This is a genomic window from Planosporangium thailandense (genome assembly GCF_011947195.1).
GTDB classification, from domain to species: Bacteria; Actinomycetota; Actinomycetes; order Mycobacteriales; family Micromonosporaceae; genus Planosporangium; species Planosporangium thailandense.
In genome coordinates, this window is record NZ_JAATVY010000002.1 from 222016 (window position 1) to 241806 (window position 19791).

The window sequence follows — 19791 nt, forward strand, 5'->3', positions numbered from 1 at the left end:
AAAGCGTGTCGTTTCGTCAGCAGGTGGAGCAGCTCACGGCATTCTGATGCTGACAGCTGTGTCAGCATCACGACCGGCAAGGTGGGACGCATGAGCGAGGGTGACCCGAACAACCCCCGGCGGGGGCGGGCCCAGGTTCCGGGCTCGTCCGGTGGATCCGGTTCGGCGGCGGGGAGGGCTTCCGCCGGCCGTGCCTCGGTGGGCCGCGCCTCGGTGGGAGGCGGCGGTGCCGGCGGCGCCGGTGTCGGCCGGGCATCCGTGGGGCGTGCCGGTGTTCCCGGTGGCGCCGCTGGCGCCAAGGCCGGCCGGGCACAGGTACCCGCCCGGTCCGGCGCCAGCGGGCGCGCCACCGTGGGGCGCTCCGACGTGCTCGAGAACCGCGGTCCGGCCCAGCGTCCACCGAAGAGCTCGAAGCCGACCGGCGCGACGGCTGCCCGGGCGAAGCGCGCGCGCCGGCGCAACTTGATCCTCGGCGCGTTCGCCCTGCTCATCATCGTTGCCGGTGGCTCGGTCGTGGGGGGCACGTACTTCTACGACGACGTCGAGCTACCCAAGGACCTGCCGCAGCGCTCGCAGGCGACGACGGTCTTCTACTCCGACGGCCAGACCCAGATGGCGAAGATCGGCGAGGAGAACCGCACGATCGTCCCGTCGGACCAGATCCCGCAGGACGTCAAGAACGCCGTCGTGGCCACCGAGAACAAGACCTTCTACACCGACCAGGGCATCTCCTACACCGGCATCCTGCGCGCGGCGTGGAACAACTTCACCGGTGGAGAGCGCCAGGGCGCCTCGACGATCACCCAGCAGTACGCGCGCGACATCGCCGACCTCAAGGGCATCACCTACTCCCGCAAGCTGCGGGAAGCGGTGCTGGCGATGAAGCTGAACAAGACCTACACCAAGGACCAGATCCTCACCGCGTACCTCAACACCGTCTTCTTCGGCCGGGACTCCTACGGCATCGAGGCGGCGGCCGAGGCGTACTTCGGCAAGCACGCCAAGGAGCTGAACGTCGCCGAGGGCATGGCCCTCGCCGCGATGATCAAGAATCCGTCCGGTGGGCCCGGGGACCTCAGCTACTACGACGCCACGGCCAACCCGGGGCCCGCGCTCGACCGGTTCGACAACTACATCAAGCCGAACATGGTCCAGCTGAAGTTCATCACCCCGGCCCAGGCGGCGACGCTGAAGTACCCGGAGATGAAGAAGTACGACCCGAACGACCCGGCGTTCCAGGCGCAGTGGGGCCTCAACACGCCCCAGGGCAACATCCTTCACAACGTGATGGACGAGCTGTACCACATGAAGGACCCGAAGGGGAACCAGATGTTCCCCGACCTCCAGACCGGCGGGTACCGCATCGTCACCACGATCGACAAGGACATGCAGGCCGCGGCCGTGAAGTACGTCGACAACACGAACCCGGCCTCGCCGCTGTACAACCAGAAGGGGGCGGTCGGCGCGCTGGTGTCGGTCGAGCCGTACAGCGGTCGGGTCAGGGCCTACTACGGCGGACCCAACGGCGGATCGCCGGACCTGGCCGGCGTCTGGCGGGACCCGGTCCTCACCAAGTGCGGATCGGACGAGCCCAACTGCGACAAGGACCGGCTCCAGGGCTTCGGCCGCCACTACCCGGCGTCGTCGTTCAAGATCTACACCTTGGGCGCGGCGCTGCGGGAGGGCATCTCCCTCAACTCGTACTGGGACGGCACGTCCGGCAGGAAGTTCCCCGAGCGGCAGGCCCCGGTGGTGAACGCCGAGGGCAATACGAACTGTGCCGGCGGCGACAAGCACTGCACCCTGGCCGAGGCGACGGCCGAGTCGCTCAACGTGCCCTTCTACTCGGTCGCCCGCACGATCGGCGCCGACAAGGTGCTCGACTTCGCCAAGGACGCCGGCATCCGCTACATGTGGAACCTGGACGGTCAGCCGCAGGTGCGCAGTGACCTGAGCGCCGACAAGCCGAAGTTCAGCCCCGAGATCGGTATCGGCCAGTACGCGATCACGGTGCTCGACCACGCCAACGGCGTCGCCACCATCGCCGCGCGCGGCGCGCGCGCCCCCGAGCACTTCGTCGCGAAGGTCTACAAGGGCGCCGACCTGGTCTACTCGGAGGCGTTCAAGCCGACCCAGATTCCCGGGTACACGCAGGCCATGGCCGACGACGAGGCCTCCGCGCTGCAAAAGGTGCTCCAGGTCGGTACCGGTAAGGGGCTCCAGCTCAAGGGCGGCCGGCAGGCGGCCGCCAAGACCGGTACCTGGCAGGCTTCGACGTCGTCCACCGACTTCAAGAACAATGGCAACTCCAACGCCTGGATGGTCGGTTTCATCGCTCCTGACTTGAAGGCGAAGCAGCAGTTCTACGGGCTCGCGACCGCCGTGTGGGTGGGCTCGGACCAGGGTGACGCCACCGCCGTCAAGATCAACGGCCAGCCGCTGTTCGGTTCGACGGGGCCGGGCCCGATCTGGAAGAAGTTCATGGACGCGTCGACCGGGAACATGCCGATGACGAAGTTCCCCCCGGCGAAGAACACCGGCGACCCCGGCCGCGGCGACTCCACGGCCCCGGCACCCACTCAGCCGCCGGCCGACCCGAACGCCGGCCAGCAGCAGCCCGGTGGCGTGCCATGTCTGTTCCCGTTCCAGCAGAACTGCCAGCCCGGCGGCCAGGCCGGCGGACGCGGCGGCAACGGAAACGGCAATGGCAACGGCAACGGCAACGGCGGCCAGGGCGGCGGCCTGCCCGGCACGGTCACGCCGACCACTGTTCCATCCAGAAGGCCCTGATCTGATGGCCTCGCGGGCCCCGGGCGACACGTCGCCCGGGGCCCGCGGCATGTGGCGGCCACCGCCCCGGCGTGCTGGTCCGTAGCCCGCGGCAGCCGGCGGGTCGGATCCGACGCCGCCGTGTCACGGAGCATCGGTTTCGGGCAGGATGCCAGTCATGAGCACGCACGCGGTGGCGCAGCCCGAGCCTCGCCCTTCGGACGAGCCTGAGCTCACGCAGTCCGGCGGTCCGGTGGATGCCGGCAGCATCGACGAGCCCGCGCACTCGGACCCGGTCGTCCGTGGCTTTTCGGAGGCGATCGGCGGTCCCGTCGGCGAGCACGCCGTCCGGCCCGCCCGCTCGCGGCAGGGTGGTAGCCGCTTCTGGACACCGGTACGCGTCGTCCTCGCGCTCGCCTGCCTCATGCTGTCGCTGCACTGGGTGCAGAAGTCACCCTGCCGTGACGGCGCCTGGGGCTCTGACCTGCCGCAGTACAAGCATTTCTGCTACACCGACGTGCTCGCGCTGTACTACGCCGAGGGGTTGGCCGACGGAAAGGTCCCCTACGCCGACCATGCCGTCGAGTACCCGGTCCTCACCGGCGCTTTCATGGGCGCGCTCGGGCTGCCGGTGCACGCGTACGCGACGACCCACCCCGGGGTGAACCAGGCCGAGCATTTCTACGACCTCAACGCGCTCGTGCTCGGCGCCCTCGGTGTCGCCACCGTGGCGGCGATCCTGGCGCTGCGCCGGCGGCGACCGTGGGACGCCGCGATGTTCGCGCTCTCGCCGGCGCTGTTCGTGTCCGCAACGGTCAACTGGGACCTGCTGGCGGTCGCGCTGAGCACCTTCTTCCTGTACTTCTGGGCCAGACGCCGGCCGGCGCTCGCCGGCCTCATGCTGGGCCTCGCGACGGCCGCCAAGTTCTATCCGCTGCTGCTGCTGGGTGCCCTGTTCGTGCTCGCCCTACGGACGGCCCGCTGGCGCGATTTCGTCACCACCCTCAGCACGGCACTGATCAGCTGGGTGGCCGTCAACGCACCGGTCGCCATCCTGTACCCGGCCGCGTGGCGGGAGTTCTTCCACCTCAACAGCGCCCGCGGCATCGACTGGGGCACCATCTGGTACATCGGCGAGCACTTCCCGCTCGGCGGCGGGCGGTACGGACTCGCCCCGTTCCAGTGGCTCAACCGGCAGGCCGAGCACGGAGTGCTCAACGTGCTGTACCTGTTGCTGTTCGTCATCGCCTGCGCCGGCATCCTCGTGCTCGCGCTCGGCGCACCGCGCCGTCCGCGTCTCGCGCAGTTGGCGTTTCTGATCGTGGCGGCGTTCCTGGTGACCGGCAAGGTTTGGTCGCAGCAGTACGTGCTGTGGCTGCTTCCGCTGGCGATCCTCGCCCGTCCCCGCTGGGGCGCGTTCCTCGCCTGGCAGTTCGCCGAGGTCGCCTACTTCGTGGCGTTCTACGGAGAGCTGATGAACGCCTCGGGGCGGGAGGTGTTCCCGGAGTGGGTCTTCGTACTGGCCTCCGTGTTCCGCCTGGTCACCGTGTGCGTGATGATCGCCTTCGTGGTGCGCGACATCATGCGGCCGCAGGCGGACGCGGTACGCCGGACGTACGCCGACGACCCCGACGGCGGGGAGTTCGACGGAGCGCCGGACGTGTACGGTGCGCGGCGGCCGGTCCGCGCCGCGCCGGCCGGTGCCGGAGCGGCCTGACCGGCACGGCGCGACCGGCGAACGCTACGGGTTGAGGGTGTAGATCACCATGTCGCCGCGGTCCTCCCGGTTGATGCCCAGGGCCTCGGTGTCGGCCGTGAGCTTCAGCGGGTCGTTCTCCTGGCTACGGAGCACGACGACCGTGCGTACGCCCGCGGCGCGTAGCTCGTCCACGCTCTCCGGGGCGGGAAACTTCTCCCCCGCGGTGCGTAGCTGGGCCCGACGCGGCGGCTCGTAGCCGCTGAGCCCGTTGACCATGGTCGGGAAGCCGTTGGTGCTCCACAACATGTACAGCTCGTCGTCCAGCGGTTCCTGCGGCAGGATCAGCAGCGGCCCGGGCAGCTTGGCGAGTCCGGCGGGCGGGGCGGGCACCACCGGATGCGGCATCCTGTTGATCCCTTCGGCCACCACGAGCGCGAGCGGTATCAGCGCGGCGATCCGCAGCAGCGCCTCCGGTCGTCCGGAAACCCGGTCACCGCGCGCCTCCTCGCCGCGCCGGGCGAACCCGGTGAGGGCACCGGCCGCGAGGATGCCCAGCAGCAGCGTGGTCCACGAGATCAGCCGGCCCGGCGTGCGCAGAGCGTTCAACCCGGGAAGGTGGTAGAGCGCCACGTAACCGAGCCAGCCGTGGAACGGCCCGTTGGTGCCGAGAACGCAGATCGCCGATACCACCACGGCGGCGGCGAGCAGGATGCGGGCCCGGACCGACCAGGCCGACACGACGAGGCCGGCCACGGCCAGCCCGATCAGCGTGAAACCGGGCAGCAGCGTCATCTCGGGCGGGAACGGCAGGCTCTCGCGGACCGTCGTGTGCAGCGTGCCCCACAACAGGGACTCCCGCGGGGCGACGAACAGACCCCGCACGGGCGGCGAGAAGTGCTTCAGGTCTGCGACCGTGCGCTGGACGTTCGGGTAGATCTGCATGACCCGCAGGAACGGGTACGCCATGAGCGCCGTCACGGCGGCGAACACGGCGCCTCCCACCAGGTTGAACAGCACCAGCCGGCGCGGTGGCCGCCATCGCCGCAGCAGCCAGGCCAACAGCCCGGTCAGCACACAGCCGGCGAGCACGTATCCGAACACGATCCCGATGCCGAAGCCGATCGTGATCTGCCACGCTGCCACCAGCCAACCGGCGATGACCCAGCCCGGCCGGACCAGGTCGCGCCGGTAGCCGCCGCGCAGCGAAAAGCCGTGGCCCCGCGCCAGCATCGCCAAGGCCAGCACGATGCCGCCGCTGGACATGATGTGGAGGTGACCGGCCTGGCTGTAGCGCCAGGGCGCGTACGCGTAGGCGACACCGGCGACGGCGGCGCCAACGCGGTTGGCGCCGAGTTGGCGGACCAGCGCGTAGGCGCCCACGGAGGCGAGCGCGAACGCGAAGATGAACAGCAGGTTGTACCGGAGGATCGCCGCCACCCAGCCGGTGCCGATCACATCGGCCGGCAGGTATCCGAGCAGGGTGTCGCTGAACGCGAGGCTGTACCGGTTGGGGTAGAACGCGTTGGTGTGCCACAGCGCGGTCGGGTCGTGGGTGACGGCGTGACCCGACCACGCCAGGATCCAGGCCACCAGTGGTGGGTCGCCGAGGTCCTCGGGCAGCGTGTCACTCGGGCGCAGCGCCGACGGCCAGGTCATGGCCACGGCCAGCAGGACGCCCAGGACGCTCGCGACGGTCCACTCGTGGCCCAGCACCCGGCCAACCCGCCCGGCCCATCGCCGCGCCCGGCTTGGCGCGAGGGCAGGCTGTGGTGCGAACGCGCCCCACGGATCGGCGGGCCCCTGTGTGTCCGTCGCCGGCGTCGCGCTGGCCTCGGCCGGCTGTGTGTCCGTCGCCGTCGCGCTGGCCTCGGCCGGCTGCGTGTCCTTCGCCGGCGTCACGTCCTCGCCCGGGGGACGGCTGCCCGCGTCGCCGTCCGCCACGCTCCCCTCGGGTGCGTCAGCCCCCGTCGACCTCGTCGCCTCACCATCGCCGTTCATGGCCGCCTCAAGTCCGTTGCCGCCTCACCATCGGGCCGCCCTCGACGCCGGAACCAGGTCCGCACCGTTGCCGCGTCAGAGCCGTTCGCGCAGAAAAGCGATGTCCGCCGCCTGCGACTCCGCGCCACCGGGGGTCTCGACGACGACCGGGCAACCGGCCGCGCGGACCACCGCGACGAGGAGGTCGGGGTCGATCGTGCCCTGTCCGAGGTTGGCGTGTCTGTCCCGCCCCGAATCGAAGGCGTCGCGGGAGTCGTTGGCGTGGACGAGATCGATCCGGCCGGTGATCGCTTTCACCCGGTCGACGATGCCCAGCAGGTCTTCACCGCCGGCATAGGCGTGGCAGGTGTCCAGGCAGAAGCCGACCTCGTACTCCCCGATCGCGTCCCAGAGCCGGGCGAGCGCGTCGAAGCGGCGGGCGCACGCGTTGTCGCCGCCCGCGGTGTTCTCGATGAGCACCGGGGTCGCGAAACCGCCCGACTCCGCGGCGTACGCGAAGGTCTTGCGCCAGTTTTCGAAGCCCGCCGCCAGGTCGTCGCCCTTGTTGACGTGTCCCCCGTGCACGATGAGCCCGCGCGCGCCGATCTCGGCCGCGGCCTTGGCTTGCGCGACGAGCAGTTTGCGGCTGGGGATGCGGATGCGGTTGTTCAGCGTGGCCACGTTGATGACGTATGGCGCGTGCACGAACACATCGATTGCGCTTTCACGCAGGTCGGCCGCGTCCGCACGCGGCTCGGGCGAAGCCCAGCCCTGCGGGTCGGAAAGGAAGAACTGCGCGACGTCGGCTGATCGCGTGGCAGCGGCGCCGAGCGGGTCGGTCGAGTCCAGGTGTGCTCCGATACGCATGCGGCGAGCCTACGACGAAGGGCCGACATCCCACTCGCGTCACCGCCGCCTCCGACGATCGTTAACCGGACGACCAGAGCCGAGATCTGCGCAGCGCCCGGTACGGCCCGCAGGACGCGGCCGGAAGATGTGGGTGGCGACGTTGGCTGGAGTCCGGATTGCCGCGGCCGCGGCGATGGTCGCGCTGGCTGCCTTCGCCGCCGGACCGGGGCTGGGCACGCCGTCCGCGTACGCCGACGAGGGATCAGCCGCTATCCCGACGGTCAGCTTCGACGGTGGCAGTTTCCTGAACCTGATCGTCTGCAGGTCGGTGCCCAGCCGCGCCGCGCTGACCGTCCCCGCACAGTCGCGGGTCATGTTCGCCAACCGGCTCGGTCAGGATGCCGTGCTGCGCGTCGACGGGCAGCCCGTGGCCCAGGTCGGACCGGGCGAGGCGGTGCCGCTGGTCATCCACCGCGGTCCGGTGTCGGTCTCGATGGCCTTCCCCTGTGGCACCCCTGTGATGGAGCAGTTCCTGGCCGCGTCGATCACGGTGGTCACCGGCGTGCCCGACAAGACACAGGACGCCGACCCGCCCCGTCCGACGGCGAGCGCGGCGCCCGAGGTCGGTCAGAGCGTGTCGGCGGCCCCCGGGTCCCGCGGCTCCGGGCACACCGTGCCGCCACCGGCGCGCCAGCCGGCCGGTATCACCCTTGCGGCGAGCGCGGGTCCGACGGCGGTCGAGCGCTCGCTGGCGCCCGTCGCCGCGCCGGCCGTGGGTACGCCGTCCGCACCGCCGGTCACCAGCGACGCCATCGCGGTCGAGCCGCTGGTGCGGGCGTCGGATTCCAGCCGGGACACGTCGTCGACGCTGCTGGCGTCGATCGTGGCGATGTTCGTCGTATGCGTGACGATCACCGGAATACGGTCTATCATCTCAAAACGAACAATCCGAACGCATTGCGCGTAAGGTTCATACAGCTCCGCGGGGCGCTAGTCCTCTCTCGCTGGTGTGGTCGTTCCTCCCCAGGTCCCACTCAGAATGTCGGGCACGGCGCCCCGCGGTCTCTTCCGGTCACAGGTCGGCGGCGTACTCGCGGGGCCACCATATGCGGCCCGGTTCCACTTCCGAGCGGACGAACCGCTATCCTTGACCGGTTCACCGGCCCTGAGCGCCGGTGAGCAGACGCACGACCTCCTGCCACGGAAGGACCGTGGCCGCCAGACCAGAGGAGGTGAGCAGTCTTGCGTCATTACGAAATCATGGTGATCCTCGACGGCAGTCTCGAGGAACGCACCGTCGCCCCGTCGCTCGACACGTATCTCAACGTGATCCGGACTTCGGGTGGCTCGGTGGAGAAGCTCGACGTGTGGGGCCGCCGGCGCCTCGCGTACGAGATCAACAAGAAGACCGAGGGCATCTACGCCATCATCGACCTGCAGGCTGAGCCGCAGGCGGTGGCAGAGCTGGACCGTCAGCTGCGACTCAACGAGTCCGTGCTGCGTACCAAGGTCATCCGGCCGGACGTCCGCTAGGACTTTTCCGGCGAGCCCCGATCCCGCTCCGGGTCAAACTGTCACACCTTCGTGACAGGCTGAGCCCGAACAGCCGAATGCGCGCGAGGAGCGACCCATGGCAGGAGAAACGATCATCACGGTCGTCGGCAATCTCACCGACGACCCCGAGCTCCGCTTCACCCCTTCAGGTGCTGCGGTGGCCAAGTTCCGCGTCGCGTCGACCCCGCGCACGCTTGACCGCGCGTCCGGCGAGTGGAAGGACGGCGAGCCGCTCTTCCTGGCGTGCAACATCTGGCGTCAGGCGGCGGAGAACGTCGCCGAGTCGTTGCAGCGCGGCGCCCGGGTGATCGTCACCGGCCGGCTGCGTCAGCGGTCGTACGAGACGCGCGAGGGTGAGAAGCGCACGGTCATGGAGCTGGAGGTCGACGAGATCGGCCCGTCGCTGCGGTACGCCACGGCGAAGGTGCAGAAGATGTCGCGCAGCTCGGGCGGTGGCGGCTTCGGTTCCTCCGGCGGTGGTGGCAGCCAGGGCGGCGGCGGTGGTTACGCCGACGACCCGTGGGCCAGCGCCACGCCGGCCGGCGGCAGCGGCGGCGGATCGGGCTCATCCTTCGACGACGAGCCCCCGTTCTAATGGCATTTGGAGCACGAAAAATGGCGAAGGCTGCGGCACTGCGCAAGCCCAAGAAGAAGGTGAACCCTCTCGACAAGGAGAGCATCACCTACATCGACTACAAGGACACCGCGCTGCTGCGCAAGTTCATCTCCGACCGCGGCAAGATCCGCGCGCGGCGGGTGACGGGCGTGAGCGCCCAGCAGCAGCGGCAGATCGCCCGTGCGGTCAAGAACGCCCGCGAGATGGCGCTCCTGCCGTACACGACCACGGCACGCTGAGAGGAGGACCGACATGAAGATCATCCTGACACAGGAGGTGTCGGGCCTCGGTGCTCCTGGCGACGTCGTCGAGGTCAAGGGCGGCTACGGCCGCAACTACCTGATCCCGCAGGGCTACGCGATCCTGTGGAGCCGCGGCGCGGAGAAGCAGATCGAGGTGATCAAGCGGGCCCGCGCGGCCCGCGAGGTCCGCGACCTGGATCACGCCAACGAGATCCGGACCAACCTGGAGAACCTGTCCGTTCAGCTGCCGGTTCGCGCCGGCCAGGGCGGCCGGCTCTACGGCTCGGTCACCCCGGCCGAGGTCACGGCGGCTGTCAAGCGCGCCGGCGGCCCCGACCTGGACAAGCGCCGGCTCGAGCTGCCCGGTCAGATCAAGTCCACCGGTGACTACAAGGTGCAGATCCGCCTGCACCCCGAGGTCTCGGCGGCGTTCACGCTCACCGTGGTGCCCGCGAAGTAGGTCACGCGACAACACGCGAAGCGCGGGCGGTACGTGGTTACGTACCGCCCGCTTCGCGTGTCAGGGCCGTCAGCTGTTGAGGACGGTGAAGAGAATCGTCGTCACGCCGCCGCCCACCACGGACGCGGCGAAACCGACGGTGGCCGGGCGCCAGAACGGCGAGACCCGCCGGATCAGCAGGCCGACGACCACGCTGAGCGCGATCGCGACACCGATCTGCGGTAGATGCGTGGCGAACGTCGCGAACGCCGCGTCCCGGGGCGCGGAGCACGGCTGGCCGGAAGCGGTGACGCAGTCCGCCCGGGCGGTGCCGCCGAGGAACATCGCCCACAGCAGAAACGCGCCGATCGGCAGCCCGAACCACGCGACCGAGGCGACACCCGCGCTGGCATAGCTGTACGGCGTCTCGTCGACCTCGTCCGCATCGTCTTCGTCGACGACGGCGACGCCGCGCCTGACCGGCACCAACTCACCGCGGCTGGCGGCGCGGGGCGTGATGACGTTGTCGCGCGATCCCTGCGAGCCGGCGTAATCGAACGAGCGGCGGGCGACCGCCCGGGTCGGACGCCGCCGGTCATCGTCGTCGTACTCGTCGGAGGAGTGCCGGGCCGTGCGCGGACCGGCCGCGCTGCGCCGGCCCGACCGGTACCGGGGCGCGTCGTCGTCATAACGCGAAGACCTGCTGCGCCGCCCCGGCCCGTCGTCGAGGAACCGGTAACCCTCGTCGAGATCCTCGGACGGGGCCGACACCCCCCGACGGGGGCGTCGGACGCCCGTGTCCGACCATTCGGACGTACCTGGGCGATCGCCGTCCAACCGGGTGCCGGGGCGTCCGGACGACAGGCGGTCCGTCCGCTCGCCGTACCCATAGCCCGCCTCGTAGCCGGCGGCCGGGTAGATGTCCGTCCGGTCGAAGTCGTCGTCGGCCCGGCGGCGGCCGACCCGGCGTTCTATGCCGTCGTCGCGCCGGTCCGTGTCGCCTCCGCGGCGCCCGTCCGGGCCAACGTCCCGGCGCCCGTCCGGGCTGGCGGTGCCGCCGTCAGCGGCGCCCGTACGGCGCGTGTCGGAGAACTCGTCGTGGTCGAGAACCCGTCCCCGGGTGCGCTGGAGCAGGTCCTTGGGGATCTCGCCGGTGTCGTCGTAGCGCCGCACCACGAAGTCCGACTGCTCGGCTGTGTCGTCGGCGGCCGGCACCCACCGGCCCCGGCTGCGACTCCACAAGCCGGTCTCCGCCGCGGCAGACGTGCTCCATCCGTCGGTGGAGACGCCGCCGGTCGGTACGTCCTCCGTCGCCGGAGGAAGACGCCAGGAGCCCGTGGTCGTGGTGTCGCGGGTGCGCCAGGTGCCGGTTTCGCTACGCCACGCCTCAAGGTCGGCCGCATCGGCGTAACGGCCGCCGGTCGGGGCTGCGGACTCGGCGGAGCCGATCGCGCGGGGGCCGGGCCGGTCGACCCCGCTGGTGTCGACCTCGATGGTCTCGTGGGTACGCCACGACACGGTCTCGCTGCGCCACCGCTGGGCGGTGGCGTCCTCGGTGCTCCAGGTCTCGAACTCGGTGCGCTGATGGGTGCGCCAGGAACCCGGGTCCGCGTCGTCGCGGTAGTGCCGTGAGAAGGGTTCCGGAGTGCTCCAGCCGGGCTGGGCGGCCGGGTCGGCCAACGCCGACGGTTCGACCCTGCCCTCGGTGCCGGCGCTCAGCAGCGTGGTGGGACCGCGGTCGTCGACAATGGGCCGGGATCGCCACGGATCGTCGTCATCGGCGCGTCGAGGCGGCTCCTCCCTGGCCCGCCGCGCCTCCTCCTCCAGCGCGCGAAGTGAGCGGCGTGGGCTCTCCTCCGCGCTGTGCCTGGAGCGCGGCGGGTCGTCCTCGGCCAGCGCGCCGTGCCTGGAGTCTCGTGGCTCGTCCTCGGCCAACCGCGGACCATCGCGGTAGTCGTCGCGGTAGGGGGACTCGTACGACCCGGTCCGCGTGCTGCCGTAGTCGCGCCACGAGTCGGAGTCGGACAGCGGCGGGGGCTCGCTGCGGTAGTCGGTTCGCCAACCGGGGTCGGCGGTCGGCAGCAGGGCATCGGAAGCGTAGCCACGCCGTACCTGTTCGTCGGCGTACGGCTCGCGACGGCCGGTGTCGAACTCTCCGGCGCGCGGGCGGTCACCGGGAATGGTGGATTCCCAGCCGGGGCGGTCCGATCGGGGGCCCTGACCGGGCAGGTCGTACTTCTCCTCGGCCTGCTCGGCCTCCTCGGCCTGGCGATCGACGCGGTCGAATCGTGCGGTCAACGGGGTCGGCCGGTCGATGGTGGGGTCGCCGAACTCGGCCGCGCTCGACCAGTTGGCCGGCGACGGTCGGCGGTCTCGCCTGCCGCGTGACCCGTACCCCTTGTCCCGGTGACCCACAGTCGGAGAGTGACCCTTCTGTAACGCTTTGTTACTCCCGTGCCGCAGGATCCGATTCGGCGGATCCGCTCGTCAGCGACGATACCCGGTACGCCTCGGCGTGTCGTGGCCGACTTTGTCTCGCCCACAGGCTGTTGAAGCAGTTTTCGCAGGTAGAGCACGCTGTGGAAGCGCCGTCCCCAGAGTTTTCCACACCCTTTACACAGGGATGCCCACCGATTGAGGCCAGTCATCCACAGGTTGTCCCGACGGTTGTCCACTGTCCGAATTGTGGTAGACCCCCTCGGCTCTCTACCGTGGTCGATCGGCGGTGTCCGGGAAACTGTCGTACCCCTGCGGTTTCCTGGGACCCCGGGGTCACCCGGTTACGAACAGGGCACGGAGGCACAGCATGTCGCTCACGGATGACGTGCGGCCGGCCGGTCCGCGTCTACACGATGGGCGCGGTGCCGAGCCGCGCGGGAGCGAACCGCCGGCGGGCGGGGACGCCCCGTTCGACCGCACGCCTCCCCAGGACGTGGCGGCGGAGCAGTGCACGCTCGGCGGGATGCTGCTGTCCAAGGACGCGATCGCCGACGTCGTGGAGATCGTGCGGGCGTCCGACTTCTACAAGCCCGCCCACGCGACGATCTTCGAGGCCATCCTCGACATCTACGGCCGCGGCGAGCCGGCCGACGCGATCACGGTCGCGGCCGCGCTGCACGACGCCGGCGACCTGGCCCGGGTCGGTGGCGCCCCCTACCTGCACACGCTGATCGCCAGCGTGCCCACCGCCGCCAACGCCTCCTACTACGCCAAGATCGTCACCGAGCGCGCCACGCTGCGCCGGCTCATCGAGGCGGGCACCCGCATCGTGCAGCTCGGTTACGGCAGCGCCGCCGGTCAGGGCCGTGATATCGACGACCTGGTCGACATGGCCCAGCAGTCGGTCTACGAGATCACCGACCGCCGGACGAGTGAGGACTTCGCGTCCATCGCCGAGGTCCTCCAGCCCACGCTGGACGAGATCGAGGCGGTCGGCGCGCAGGGCGGCGTGATGACCGGCGTGCCGACGGGCTTCACCGACCTGGACCGGCTGCTCAACGGCCTGCACCCGGGACAGTTGATCATCGTCGCCGGGCGGCCTGGTCTGGGCAAGTCGACAGCATCAATGGACTTCGCCCGTAACGCCGCGATTCGGGCGAGGGCCGCGAGCGCCATCTTCTCCCTGGAAATGAGCAAGGTCGAGATCGTCATGCGGGTGCTGTCGGCGGAGGCGAGGGTGCCGCTGCACGTGCTCCGCTCCGGCCAGCTCTCCGATGACGACTGGACCAAGCTCGCCCGCTGCATGGGTGAGATCAGCGACGCCCCGTTCTTCGTCGACGACACGCCCAACATGAACCTGATGGAGATCCGGGCCAAGGCTCGCCGGTTGAAGCAGAAGCACGACCTGAAGCTGATCGTCGTCGACTATCTCCAGCTGATGACCTCACCGAAGCGCACCGAGAGCCGTCAGCAGGAGGTCGCCGAGCTGTCGCGTGGCCTGAAGCTGCTGGCCAAGGAGGTCGAGGCTCCGGTGATCGCGGTGAGCCAGCTCAACCGTGGCCCCGAGCAGCGCACCGACAAGCGGCCCCAGCTGTCCGACCTGCGTGAATCGGGTTCCATCGAGCAGGACGCGGACGTCGTCATCCTGCTCCACCGCGACGACTACTACGACAAGGAGTCACCGCGGGCGGGCGAAGCCGACTTCATCGTGGCCAAGCACCGTAACGGCCCCACCGACACCATCACCGTGGCCGCGCAGCTGCACCTGTCCCGCTTCGTCGACATGGCCGTCTAGCGTCCGGGCACAACCACCGACCGCGCGTCGGAGTCGCGCAGCGGCCGCCACCAGGCGAGGTACGCGATCGGGTACAGCAGGTACCCGAACCGTGTCGCCGGCATCAACGCGATCGCGGCGGCGAGCCCGTACGCGCAGACCAGCGCGGCGCCACCCGCGTCGCGTGGCGGCCGGCGCAGCAGCGACCAGCCGATGGCCAGCCCCGCCACGACCAGCAGGCCGGCGGCGACGGTACGGCCGGCGGGCAGCGCCGTCGCGATCAGGTGGCCGGGGAACGGCGACGCCGCCGGGCTGCCCACCAGACCGTGCCCGAGCGGGAAGCGTACGAGGTTCTCCACGGCGGCGCCGGAGTTCACCGCCACGGCCGGCAGCACGGCTACGACCGGCAGGCCGAGCGCCGCGACGGTGTACGGGACGAGGGCCCGCCGGCCACGGGTCGCCGCGTACGCGAGCAGAACCAGCGCGACCGGCCACGCGAACAGCTTGAGCGCGCCGGCCAGGCCGACCGCGACTCCGGCGGCGAGCGGCCGGTCGGTGGCGGCACAGGCGAGCGCGAGCAGGCACAGCGCCAGTACCGGCAGATCGTCGCCGCCGACCGCGAGCGTGAGCGCGCATACCGGCAGTACGGTCGCGGCCTGCGCCGCGCGCACCAGTGCCCCGTCGCCGGCGCGGGGCGCCAGCATGGCGAGCGCGATCGCCAGCGCGACGGCGGTGACCAGCGCGAACCAGACCCGGGCATCGGTCCACCAGACGGCGCCGGCCAGCGCCCGTGGCACGCCGAACAGCGCCATCCCGGGCTGGTACGGGACGTACCCGAGCAGCCGCTCATGGTCGGGGAGCGCGGCGATCGCGGTGCGGTCCAGGTACGGCGTGCCGGTCTCCACGAGGCGCTGACCGGCGCGCTCCACCACTGTGACCTCTTCCTGCCCCTGGCCGCGGGCGGCCTCGACGATCAGCGGTAAGAGCGCGGTCGCGGCCCAGGTGAGCGCGGTCAGGGCGGCCCGGCCGGTCTGGGCGGCCCGGCCGGTCAACGCGCGTCGGCCGGTCGGCGCCGCGAAGACGCGATGGAGGACGAGCTGGACCAGGACGCACAGCGTGGCGGCCGCGTACCCGACGGTGGCGATCCCACCCCAGACGCGATGCGGTCCGAGCGTGGACCCGGCCGCGGTGACCAGGGCGAACATTGCCGACAGTCCGTACAGCGCGAGGTCTCCGGCGAGCGGGCGCCACGCGCCGGTGGGTGGTCGGTCAGGCGTCGCCAGGGCCGGAGCACGATGCGTCTGTCCGACCATGCGCGTCAGTCTGGCAGATCAGCTGCTGCGGTCGAGCCACTGGCTGCCGTTGCGGGCGCGTTTCGGTATGCGCACGACCTCCCCCGCCTCGTGCAGCGGCGCGGCGAGCCGGCCCGGCCGTCCCCCGAAGCCCCGGTCCAGCGCGGCGAGCAGCGCCGGCAGCGGCATGGCCCGGGCGAACAGGTACCCCTGGCCGGCCGGGCAGCCCAGCTCGAACAGCCGCCGCCGGTGGTCTTCGCTCTCCACTCCTTCCGCGACGACCATCACCTGCAGGCTGCGCCCGAGCTCCACGGTCGACCGCACGACCGCGGCCTCGGCCGGCGAGTCCATGCCGGCGACGAAGTCACGGTCGATCTTCAGCTCCTGTACCGGCACCCGGGCGAGGGTGGACAGCGACGAGTACCCGGTGCCGAAGTCGTCGAGCGCGAGGACGATGCCGGCGGCCCGGAGCGCGTCGAGCACCTCGTCGACGACCTCGAGCTGGCTGAGCATCAGCGACTCGGTCACCTCGATGACGAGCGCGTCGGGTGGCAGCCCGTGCCGGTGCAGGCTGGCCGTGATCGACTCGGAGAACCGCGGGTCGAGCAGGCTGCGTGGGGACACGTTCACGGCGACCGGGATGGCGTAGCCCGCGGCGCGCCACGCGACCGCGGCGGCGAGCGCCTGGTTGAGGACGGAGTCGGCGAACGCGCCCAGCTGCGTCGACCGCTCGATGGCGTCGAGGAACCTGGCGGGTGGCAGGTCGCCGTGGTCGGGGTGGCTCCACCGGGCGAGCGCCTCGGCGGCGATCACTTCGGCCGTACCGAGGTCGACGATCGGCTGGAACTCCACGACGAACTCTTCCTCGGCCAGGGCCCTGGCCAGGTCGCCGCCGAGCACGAGCGAGCCGACGTCGGCGGTGTCCCGCGTGGCGGCATACCGGGTGATCTGCTGACCGCTCTTCTTGGCCTGGTACATCGCCACGTCCGCGCGGCGGAGCAGCTCGGCGATGTCGGTGGTGCCGTCCGCGACCGCGATGCCGGCGCTGGCTTCGATGCTGATCCGCATGCCGTCGAGGTCCATCGGCGCGGCGATCGCTCCGAGCAGCACCTGCGCGCGGGGGATCGCGACCGGCGGTGCGGGCAGCTCGGTGAGCAGGATCGCGAACTCGTCACCGCCGAATCGGGCGACCAGGTCGCCGGGGGTCGCGCTGGCCTCCAGCCGCCGGGCGATCTCGACCAGCACCTTGTCGCCCGCGGAGTGGCCGAGAGTGTCGTTGATCTCCTTGAAGCGGTTGAGGTCGAGCAGCGCGAGCGCGGTGACGCCCCGGACCGGCCCGGTCAGGGCCTCGGTCGCGTACTGCTCCAGGCGGCGGCGATTGGCGAGCCCGGTGAGCGGATCCTGCGCGGCGGCGAGGGCGTGGCTCTCGGCGAGCCGGCGCGTTTCGGCGTGCGCGGACGCGTTGCGGATCGCCGTGCACAGCGCGGCGGCGAAGGTGCGGAACGTGTACTGCTCGCGCTCGGTGAGCGTTACCTCACCGTGGAAGAGCAGGCGTAGCTCGCCGATCGCGATGTCGCCGTCATGGCTTTCCAGCGGCGCGACGATCGCGTTGCCCCTGATCGGTGGCGCCGACTCCGGCGGCCCGTCATAGACGATCTCTTCGTCGGTGCCGCGCACCATCCGGGCCGGCAGTTGCGTGTCGCGGACCTCGACGTCGACCTCGTCGGCGGAGAACAGTTCGGCGGCCCGTCTGGCGGCGCTGTGCAGGACGCCGTCGAGGTCGACGGCGTTGAGCTCGTCCGTCGTACGCGCCAGGCGCTGCCAGGCGGCCCGCTCTTCCCTGCTGCGCACCCGACTGACGGAGGAGAGATGGAGCGCGTACAGCAGCGGCGACAGCCCCAGGATCAGCCAGCGGTCAACCGTGACGAGCGCGGTCGCGCCGAGCGCCAGAGCGAGTTCGGTTGCCCGGGCGATCGCTCGGACGTCCCAGTGCTCGGCGAAGCGCTGCCGGACCGACGTCCCGGTCGCCAGTGCGATCACCGGGAACGCGAGCCCTTCATCGACGATCGCGTACGCGAGTGCGGCGAGCGGCATGACGAAAAGATGGTGGGAGAGGTCGCCGGCCAGCAGGTCGGGGTCGACCGCTGGCGCTCCGAAAGACACCATGGTGGCGCAGGCCGCGGTTGCCGCGAGGCTCTCCTTGGCAACGTTGAACAGGAGCTTCATGAGCGGCAGTCGGGCTCGCAGGTTGGTGATCAGCACGCCGATTGCGATGCCGACCACCACCCAGCCGAAGGACGCCACGGTGGACGCCATCAGCACGGCCGCCGAGTCAGCGGCCATCCGGTAGTTGCTGGAGCGGATCCGGATCCGCACACCACTGATCTTCGTTGCGACGATCAGGCAGCAGACGACTGGCCGAAACGGCTCGAACGGGTGCCAGCTCTCGGCGAGGTCCGTGAGCCCCGCGGCGAATGCGACCGCCCCGCACACGACAACGAGACCAACCAGCAGCCGTAGCCGCCTGTTGGTCACGTTGTCGTCTGTCGTCGTCACATCGTCGTCCTTCGCCCCCTGCATGGTGCCTATGGGGCGGGGGTCGATGTCAACCCGATCAGGGGACCGGCCGTGACTTCGCGGGTGTCAGCCGGTCGTCGGCGCAGGGGCCGTGCTCACCACCACTCGATGTTACGCACTGTAAACTCCTCATGATCGCCGTCAGACCATTCGTCTGACGGACCCCGGCGATTCAGTCGTTGCCTCGAGCGCTCTGACCATAGGTTATGGGAGAAACGTTGCCGGCTCCTAATGAAATTGTCAGAGCGTTCGGCATTTGCGAACTTGGTAATACTTCGTAACGGAAGTCCGATTATCTGATTACGGAGAGTGCCGTCAATTCAACCCTGCGATGCACTCTCCCTGTCCGAGGTGGCCGGAACGGTAATCCGGCGGATTCGAGTCAACAAACGGAGCCGGACGGCTTGGTCAATGGTGTTTTACCGGCCTGATACGGCCGGTGGACAACTCGTTATCAGCATGACCGTTACCCGGAAGGAAAATCGAACCGCGTGAATTAAATTGAAGCCGTGACCAGCTGTACGAGAGTCGACTGTGGCGACCTCGGCGGCCGGCCCGGGGTGGCCGGTGTCCGGATGGTCGCGGTACCCGTACGCTCGGCTGGTGACTGAGCGGTTGACGCACGTAGACGCCAGCGGTGCCGCGCGCATGGTCGACGTGTCGCACAAAGACGTCACGGTCCGGCGCGCGGTCGCCGCCGGGACCGTCGCCACGACCCCGGACGTGATCGCGCTGCTCCAGCGCGATGCGCTACCCAAGGGGGACGCGCTCGGGGTGGCGCGGATCGCCGGCATCATGGGGGCCAAGCGGACGCCCGACCTCATCCCCCTGTGCCACCCGATCGCGCTGCACGGCGTCCAGGTCGAGCTGACTCCCCGCGAGAGCAGCGTCGACATCGAGGTCGCGGTCAAGACCGCCGACCGTACCGGGGTGGAGATGGAGGCACTGACGGCGGTGACCGCCGCGGGTCTCGCCCTGATCGACATGATCAAGGCGGTTGACCCGGCCGCGACCCTCGACCGGGTACGGGTGCTGCGCAAGGAAGGCGGCAAGACCGGTCTGTGGGAGCGCCCGGCATGAAGGCGCGGGTGATCGTGGCGTCCAACCGGGCGGCGGCTGGCGTCTACGCCGACACCAGCGGCCCGCTGCTCGTCGCCGGGCTGCGGGAGCTGGGCTGTGAGGTGGACGAGCCGGTCGTCGTGCCGGACGGCGAGCCGGTCCTGACCGCGTTGCGCGCCGCCGTCGCAGACGGCTTGGACGTGGTGGTCACCAGCGGCGGCACCGGCATCAGCCCGACCGACGCGACCCCCGAGATGACACGGCAGGTGCTCGACTACGAGGTACCCGGCATCGCCGAGGCGATCCGCGCCCACAGCCTGGACAAGGTGCCGACGGCCGCGCTGTCCCGCGGGCTGGCGGGCGTGGCGGGCCGTACCCTCGTCGTCAACCTGCCCGGCTCCAAGGGTGGCGCGCGAGACGGCCTGGCGGTTCTCGCGCCTGTCCTCGCGCACGCCGTCGACCAGCTACGCGGTGGGGACCACCAGGCCGAGCAGCCCCACTAGGC

Annotated in this window: 15 protein-coding genes; 10 read left to right on the forward strand and 5 right to left on the reverse strand. The window is 70.5% G+C overall.

The window, feature by feature from the left end:
• Positions 1-90 precede the first annotated feature (90 nt).
• Positions 91-2790: a transglycosylase domain-containing protein gene (locus tag HC031_RS03805; protein WP_167923736.1), complete on the forward strand. Its 2700-nt coding sequence runs from the start codon at positions 91-93 to the stop codon at positions 2788-2790.
• 157 nt (positions 2791-2947) lie between these two features.
• Positions 2948-4486: a glycosyltransferase family 87 protein gene (locus HC031_RS03810; RefSeq protein ID WP_167923737.1), complete on the forward strand. Its 1539-nt coding sequence runs from the start codon at positions 2948-2950 to the stop codon at positions 4484-4486.
• Between the two features lie 24 nt (positions 4487-4510).
• Here the strand turns inward: HC031_RS03810 and HC031_RS03815 are convergent, their stop codons facing one another.
• Positions 4511-6466 carry a hypothetical protein gene (locus tag HC031_RS03815; protein ID WP_167923738.1) on the reverse strand — a complete coding sequence of 652 codons (1956 nt, stop codon included), beginning with the start codon at positions 6464-6466 and terminating at the stop codon, positions 4511-4513.
• Between the two features lie 75 nt (positions 6467-6541).
• Complete coding sequence (locus HC031_RS03820; RefSeq protein WP_167923739.1) at positions 6542-7312, reverse strand: deoxyribonuclease IV; 771 nt, start codon at positions 7310-7312, stop codon at positions 6542-6544.
• A gap of 142 nt (positions 7313-7454) precedes the next feature.
• Here HC031_RS03820 and HC031_RS03825 point away from each other — a divergent pair, with 142 nt between their 5' ends.
• From HC031_RS03825 to rplI, 5 genes are all read left to right on the forward strand, one after another.
• Positions 7455-8261 carry a hypothetical protein gene (locus tag HC031_RS03825; RefSeq protein WP_167923740.1) on the forward strand — a complete coding sequence of 269 codons (807 nt, stop codon included), beginning with the start codon at positions 7455-7457 and terminating at the stop codon, positions 8259-8261.
• A gap of 275 nt (positions 8262-8536) precedes the next feature.
• Positions 8537-8827 carry a 30S ribosomal protein S6 gene (gene rpsF, locus HC031_RS03830; protein ID WP_167923741.1) on the forward strand — a complete coding sequence of 97 codons (291 nt, stop codon included), beginning with the start codon at positions 8537-8539 and terminating at the stop codon, positions 8825-8827.
• A gap of 97 nt (positions 8828-8924) precedes the next feature.
• Positions 8925-9443, forward strand: a complete 519-nt coding sequence (locus HC031_RS03835; RefSeq protein WP_167923742.1) for a single-stranded DNA-binding protein — start codon at positions 8925-8927, stop codon at positions 9441-9443.
• A 20-nt stretch (positions 9444-9463) separates the two neighbouring features.
• Positions 9464-9703 (forward strand): 30S ribosomal protein S18, encoded by a 240-nt coding sequence (gene rpsR / locus HC031_RS03840; RefSeq protein WP_167923743.1) that lies wholly within the window; start codon positions 9464-9466, stop codon positions 9701-9703.
• Positions 9704-9716: 13 nt separating this feature from the next.
• On the forward strand, positions 9717-10166 hold the full coding sequence (gene rplI, locus HC031_RS03845) for a 50S ribosomal protein L9 (protein WP_167923744.1): 450 nt from the start codon (positions 9717-9719) through the stop codon (positions 10164-10166).
• A 69-nt stretch (positions 10167-10235) separates the two neighbouring features.
• Here the strand turns inward: rplI and HC031_RS03850 are convergent, their stop codons facing one another.
• Positions 10236-12560: a hypothetical protein gene (locus HC031_RS03850; protein WP_167923745.1), complete on the reverse strand. Its 2325-nt coding sequence runs from the start codon at positions 12558-12560 to the stop codon at positions 10236-10238.
• 391 nt (positions 12561-12951) lie between these two features.
• Between HC031_RS03850 and dnaB the strand changes: the two genes are divergently transcribed.
• On the forward strand, positions 12952-14379 hold the full coding sequence (dnaB, locus tag HC031_RS03855) for a replicative DNA helicase (RefSeq protein WP_167923746.1): 1428 nt from the start codon (positions 12952-12954) through the stop codon (positions 14377-14379).
• On the opposite strand, the gene HC031_RS03860 is transcribed toward dnaB, so the two are convergent.
• Together HC031_RS03860 and HC031_RS03865 are read right to left on the reverse strand one after the other, a co-directional pair.
• Positions 14376-15563, reverse strand: coding sequence for a glycosyltransferase family 87 protein (locus HC031_RS03860; protein ID WP_240942118.1), 1188 nt, complete (start codon positions 15561-15563; stop codon positions 14376-14378). The genes dnaB and HC031_RS03860 overlap by 4 nt on opposite strands.
• A gap of 126 nt (positions 15564-15689) precedes the next feature.
• A complete protein-coding gene (locus HC031_RS03865; protein WP_167923748.1) occupies positions 15690-18230 on the reverse strand; it encodes a putative bifunctional diguanylate cyclase/phosphodiesterase in 2541 nt (846 codons plus the stop codon).
• A gap of 600 nt (positions 18231-18830) precedes the next feature.
• On the opposite strand from HC031_RS03865, the gene moaC reads away from it, so the two are divergent.
• Together moaC and HC031_RS03875 are read left to right on the forward strand one after the other, a co-directional pair.
• Positions 18831-19307, forward strand: coding sequence for a cyclic pyranopterin monophosphate synthase MoaC (gene moaC / locus HC031_RS03870; protein ID WP_167923749.1), 477 nt, complete (start codon positions 18831-18833; stop codon positions 19305-19307).
• Positions 19304-19789, forward strand: coding sequence for a MogA/MoaB family molybdenum cofactor biosynthesis protein (locus HC031_RS03875; protein WP_167923750.1), 486 nt, complete (start codon positions 19304-19306; stop codon positions 19787-19789). The genes moaC and HC031_RS03875 overlap by 4 nt, the downstream gene beginning before the upstream one ends.
• Positions 19790-19791: the final 2 nt, after the last annotated feature.

What these genes read in the sequence shown, in the direction of transcription:
- HC031_RS03810 (WP_167923737.1), top strand. Translation starts at nt 2,948, where the DNA reads ATGAGCACGCACGCGGTGGCGCAGCCCGAGCCTCGCCCTTCGGACGAG.
- HC031_RS03875 (WP_167923750.1), top strand. Translation starts at nt 19,304, where the DNA reads ATGAAGGCGCGGGTGATCGTGGCGTCCAACCGGGCGGCGGCTGGCGTC.
- HC031_RS03835 (WP_167923742.1), top strand. Translation starts at nt 8,925, where the DNA reads ATGGCAGGAGAAACGATCATCACGGTCGTCGGCAATCTCACCGACGAC.
- dnaB (WP_167923746.1), top strand. Translation starts at nt 12,952, where the DNA reads ATGTCGCTCACGGATGACGTGCGGCCGGCCGGTCCGCGTCTACACGAT.
- rplI (WP_167923744.1), top strand. Translation starts at nt 9,717, where the DNA reads ATGAAGATCATCCTGACACAGGAGGTGTCGGGCCTCGGTGCTCCTGGC.
- rpsR (WP_167923743.1), top strand. Translation starts at nt 9,464, where the DNA reads ATGGCGAAGGCTGCGGCACTGCGCAAGCCCAAGAAGAAGGTGAACCCT.
- HC031_RS03820 (WP_167923739.1), bottom strand. Translation starts at nt 7,312, where the DNA reads ATGCGTATCGGAGCACACCTGGACTCGACCGACCCGCTCGGCGCCGCT.
- HC031_RS03815 (WP_167923738.1), bottom strand. Translation starts at nt 6,466, where the DNA reads ATGAACGGCGATGGTGAGGCGACGAGGTCGACGGGGGCTGACGCACCC.
- HC031_RS03805 (WP_167923736.1), top strand. Translation starts at nt 91, where the DNA reads ATGAGCGAGGGTGACCCGAACAACCCCCGGCGGGGGCGGGCCCAGGTT.
- HC031_RS03860 (WP_240942118.1), bottom strand. Translation starts at nt 15,563, where the DNA reads ATGTTCGCCCTGGTCACCGCGGCCGGGTCCACGCTCGGACCGCATCGC.
- HC031_RS03865 (WP_167923748.1), bottom strand. Translation starts at nt 18,230, where the DNA reads ATGCAGGGGGCGAAGGACGACGATGTGACGACGACAGACGACAACGTG.